This window comes from Streptomyces tricolor (assembly GCF_002155905.1).
GTDB lineage: Bacteria > Actinomycetota > Actinomycetes > Streptomycetales > Streptomycetaceae > Streptomyces > Streptomyces tricolor.
On sequence record NZ_MUMF01000605.1, the window covers coordinates 1 to 4,478 of the forward strand.

Sequence of the window (4,478 nt, forward strand, 5' to 3'; positions counted from 1 at the left end):
GCGGAGGGCGACGGCCGCGGTGAGGGTCTCGGTGAGGAGGGTGACCGCCGCGCGTGCCGGGTCGGGGGTGCGCCGCGGCCGGCGGGTGCTGACGTTCAGCATGCCGACGTACCGGCCGTCGGCGGCGAACAGGCACTGGGCCACGCCGTCCTCGATGCCGAGGGGGGACAGCACCTCCTGGAAGCCGGGCGACGCGGCGAGGAGGTGCCGGGGGACGTCCCTGAGCCAGAGACCGCCTCGGGCCGGGCTGCGGAGCACGGAGAACACCGGGTCGTGGTGGAGGCGGGTCTCGATGTAGGCCGTGGCGTCGTCCGGGTAGGTCCCGGCCAGGGTGGTGTGGCATCGGCGCAGCGGATCCCACCGGGCCAGGGAGGCGTGGTCGTACTCGATCACCTCCGTCAGCGCCGCCAGGACCGTGTCGACGCCGGTCGCGCCGCTCGCGGCGCTCCGGGCGGCCTCACGGACGTGGACGGCCGCGTCGAGGATGTCCGCCGTGCTCCGCTCCGCTGCCATCCTCCAAGGATGATCATGTGCCCGGAAGACGTCAATCGCGCAGGGCGTCGTGCACGATCCGCCCGTCCATGACGGTCAGGGCGACGGGCATCTGCGGGATGTCGTGGGGGTCGGCGGTGAGCAGGTCCCCGTCGAGCACGCACAGGTCGGCGACCTTGCCCGGCTCCAGGGAGCCCTTCCAGTCGTCGGCGAAGTCCTGCCAGGCCGCGTCGATCGTGTACGTACGGATCGCCTCGGCCAGACCGATGCGCTGCTCGGGGCCGCTGACCCGGCCGCCCGCCTTCGACTCGCGCAGCATCATGGTGGCGACGCCCTGGCGCCAGTCCGGGAAGGTGACGGGGGCGTCGGATCCGCTCGCCACCCGCACCCCGGCGTCGAGGGCGGCGCGGTAGGGCCATGCGTACGCGGCCCGTTCGGCGCCGACGAACTCCTCCTCCATGTCGGCGACGGTCCACTTGATGGTGGGGTTCATGTTGACGCCGAAGCCGTGTGCGGCCAGCACCTTCATGCTGTGCGCGGTGAGGAAGTCGCCGTGGATGACGTAGTGCCGGGCGTCGGGCCGCGGGTGTTCGGCCGCGGCCGCGGCGAAGGCGTCCGCGACGGTGTCGATGGCCCGGTCGCCGGTGACGTGGACGCCCAGCTGGTGCCCGGCGGCGTGGGCGTGCCGGATCATGGCCTGGATCCCGGCGATCCGCTCGGCGTCGCTCTCGCCGCCGACGCACAGGGAGCCGCAGCCGCCGCCGACGTACGGCTCGTGCATCCAGGCCGTCTTGTTGGGGACGACGCCGTCGGCGAAGATCTTCACCCCGTGGATCGCGAGGCGGCGCGGATCGGCGTCGCCGGGCGTGTTGAGGGCGGTGAGGGCGCGGGCGAACTCCTCGGCGGTGCTCGCCATTCCGGTGGGCAGGAGCAGGACGCCGACGCGGGCGGTCAGTTCGCCGTCGGCCAGCAGCCGGCGGTAGACGTCGAGGGTCCGCGTGCCGAGCGCGCCGCGCATGATGCCGTCGCCGCCGGGGCCGAGTCCGGGTTCGGTGTAGCTGGTCACGCCGAGCCGGGCGAGCGTGGCGAGGGTCGACCTGATCGCGTCGGTGCGCTCCTGCCGGCTGAGCGGCGGCAGCGCGTGCTGGACGAGGGCCTGGGCCCCCTCGTGGAGCAGCCCGGTGGGCTCTCCCGCCGCGTCCACGACGATGGCCCCGCCGGGCGGCGCGACGGTGTGCCGGTCGATGCCGATCAGCTTCAGTGCCTTGGAGTTGACCCAGGTGGCGTGCCCGGAGAAGGAGTACAGGACGACGGGGTGGTCCGGGCTCACGGCGTCGAGGTCGTGCCGGGAGGGTTGCCGGGACGGATCGGAGACGCACTCGTCCAGGTAGCCGGTGTCCCAGCCGTGCCCGGTGATCCACTGGCCGCCGGGGACCCGCCCGGCGGCCTGCCGTACCGCCTCGGTCACGTCCGCGAGGGAGGACACGGTGGGGTGGCCGAGGTCGAGGGAGAGCGGCGGCGTCGCCATGCCGAAGGCGCACCCGTGCAGATGGGAATCGTTGATACCGGGGAGCAGCGTCGCGCCCCGCAGGTCCACGACGCGGGTGCCGGGGCCGATGAGCGGTGCGACGTCGTCCCGTCCGCCGACGGCACTGACGGTCCCGCCGGTCACCGCCAGGGCCGAGGCGACGGAGAACTCCGCGTCGACCGTGAGCACCCGCCCGCCGAGAAACACCAGATCGGCATACGTGTCCACAGAAGGTCCTTTCGGGAATGGGGGCCGCTGGCCGCCCGCGAACGATCTTCGAGGACTATGGCCGCTCCCCCGCGCCCCGCACATCGGTCATCCCACCGATACGCGCTCGCGCGGGGACGGTCCGGCGGCGTCCCCGGGGGCGTGCGGGATGTCCGCGTCCAGGCCGTACAGGTCCTGCACGAGTGCTACGTCGACGGTGTCGCGGGGCGGGCCCTGGGCGGTGACGCGGCCGTCCTTCAGCGCCACGACGGTGTCGGCGCAGTGGCCGGCGGCCGTCAGGGCCGTGCAGGACCAGCACGACGGTGCGGCCGGCGGCGGTGACCTCGCGGACGAGGTGGAGGACTTCGACGGCGTGGCCCGGGTCGAGGGCGCTGGTGGGCTCGTCCCGTCCAGCAGGACGACGGGGGTGTGCCGGGCGAGGACCAGGACCGACAACCAGGTGTCGGTCAACGGCCCCCGCCGGGAGGCGGGTTGCTTCGAGCCGTCGGCCGGTCACTGAGAGGGTGCCGCGCGGTGCCTTCGTGTACGAGCCGGACGGAAGCCGTCACCCGGTGCTCTCGTCGCGGCCGAACCGGCGGGCGGCGCACAGCAGGGCGGTGACCGCGGTCAGCAGGAGGAGGCCCGCCTCCAGGGCGGGCGGCGGCTGCCAGCCGCCCCAGTGGACGCCGGCGGGAGCGGCGGGATGGGCGGTGCGGCGCAGGATGTCGGCGGTGTAGGCGAGCGGGTTCAGGGCTGCCGCCGTGGCCACCCAGGAGGGGAGGGTGGAGAGCGGGACGAGAGCGCCCGAGCCGAACAGGAGCGGGGCGCTGGTGAGGGCCAGGAACGTGGTGAAGGTCTCCGGCCGTCGGGTGCGGACGGCCGGCACGAGCGTGAGCGCGGTGAGCGTGAAGGCGGCGAGCGCCAGGTGCGCAAGGAGCCCGAGGAGCGGCAGGGGCCGGTAGGGCAGTCCGCCGGCGGGTGCCAGGGCGAGCAGGACGGCGCCCTGGGCGGTGGCCGTGGCGCAGCCGCCGAGGCAGATCCCGCACAGCAGGGTGGACCGGCGGGCGGGGGTGACGAGCAGCTCGCGGATGATGCCGCTGTGCCGGTCGGTGATCAGGCGGATGCCGACACTGGCGGCCGGCGCCTGGACCGCCATGAGCAGGATGCCGGGGTAGAGGAAGGCGCGGTACTGGCCGCCGAGGGCGGTGTCGGGGACGAGCGCGGACAGACCGCCGCCGAAGGCGAGGAGGAACAGCAGGGGTTGCAGGAGGAGCAGCACGGTGTTGGTGGGGTTGGCGACCAGCCGCAGCCAGTCGCGCAGGACGAGTCCGTGCACGGCGCGCAGCTCCTGCCGCAGGCCGCCGCCCGCGCCGGCGCGGACCGTTCGGGAAGAGAGGGGTGAGATCGTCATGGGGTGGGGCTCTGCGGGTCGTAGGGGCGGCCGGTGTGGTGGAAGAAGACGTCCTCCAGGGTCGGCACGGTGGCGGCGGCCTCGTGGGTGTGGACGCCGTGGGCGCCGAGGGTGGCGCACAGCCGGGGCAGCCATGCCGGGCTCCCGGCCACCGGGACGGTGATCTCCCCGCCGCTGTCGAGGGCGGTGAGACCGTGGGCGGTGCGCAGGACGATGGCCGCCTGCCGGTTGTCGCTGGTGCGCAGCCGTACGGTTTCCCGGCCGAGGGCCGATTTCAGGTCGGCGGGCGTGCCGTGGGCGACGATGCGGCCGTGGTCGATGATGGCGACCCGGTCGCAGTATTCGGCCTCTTCCAGGTAGTGCGTGGTGACGAAGACGGTGATGTGCTCCTCCTCGCGCAGACCGCGCAGGTGCCGCCACAGGCGGGCGCGGGCGGGCGGGTCGAGTCCGGCGGTCGGTTCGTCCAGGAAGAGCACCCGGGGTGCGTGCAGCAGGGCCCGTGCGATGTCGAGGCGGCGGCGCATGCCGCCGGAGAGCGTACGGACCCGTGCGTGCCGGAGCTCGGTGAGCCCGGCGGTGCTCAGGACCTGGGTGGTGCGGGCGCGGGAGCGGGAGCGTGACAGACCGTGCAGCCGCGCGTGCAGGTGCAGGCTCTGGGCACAGGTCAGGTCGGGTTCCGGGGCGCTGTGCTGGAAGAGGACGCCGACGCGGCGGCGCACCAGGTGCGGCTGGGTGCGTACGTTCGCGCCGGCGACCCACGCCTCGCCCGCGCTGGGCCGGTTCAGCGCGCACAGCAGGGACACGGTGGTGGACTTTCCCGCGCCGTTGGGGCCGAGGAAG

At 74.2% G+C, this 4,478-nt stretch carries 4 protein-coding genes and 1 pseudogene; all 5 read right to left on the reverse strand.

What is annotated here, in order from left to right:
* Positions 1-513: autoinducer binding domain-containing protein (locus tag CCN44_RS35000; RefSeq protein WP_107502138.1), on the reverse strand; the 513-nt coding region annotated here is incomplete at its 3' end.
* 31 nt (positions 514-544) lie between these two features.
* Entirely contained in the window at positions 545-2,248 is a 1,704-nt protein-coding gene (locus CCN44_RS35005; protein WP_086702518.1) for an amidohydrolase, read from the reverse strand.
* An 87-nt stretch (positions 2,249-2,335) separates the two neighbouring features.
* Positions 2,336-2,756: pseudogene (locus tag CCN44_RS44180) on the reverse strand (ATP-binding cassette domain-containing protein); the annotation flags it as partial.
* 36 nt (positions 2,757-2,792) lie between these two features.
* Positions 2,793-3,638 carry an ABC transporter permease gene (locus tag CCN44_RS35015; RefSeq protein ID WP_059255745.1) on the reverse strand — a complete coding sequence of 282 codons (846 nt, stop codon included), beginning with the start codon at positions 3,636-3,638 and terminating at the stop codon, positions 2,793-2,795.
* Positions 3,635-4,478: ABC transporter ATP-binding protein (locus tag CCN44_RS35020; RefSeq protein ID WP_086702521.1), on the reverse strand; the 844-nt coding region annotated here is incomplete at its 5' end. The genes CCN44_RS35020 and CCN44_RS35015, both read right to left, overlap by 4 nt.

Coding starts and splice junctions, on each gene's coding strand:
- CCN44_RS35015 (WP_059255745.1), bottom strand. CDS start 3,638: ATGACGATCTCACCCCTCTCTTCCCGAACGGTCCGCGCCGGCGCGGGC.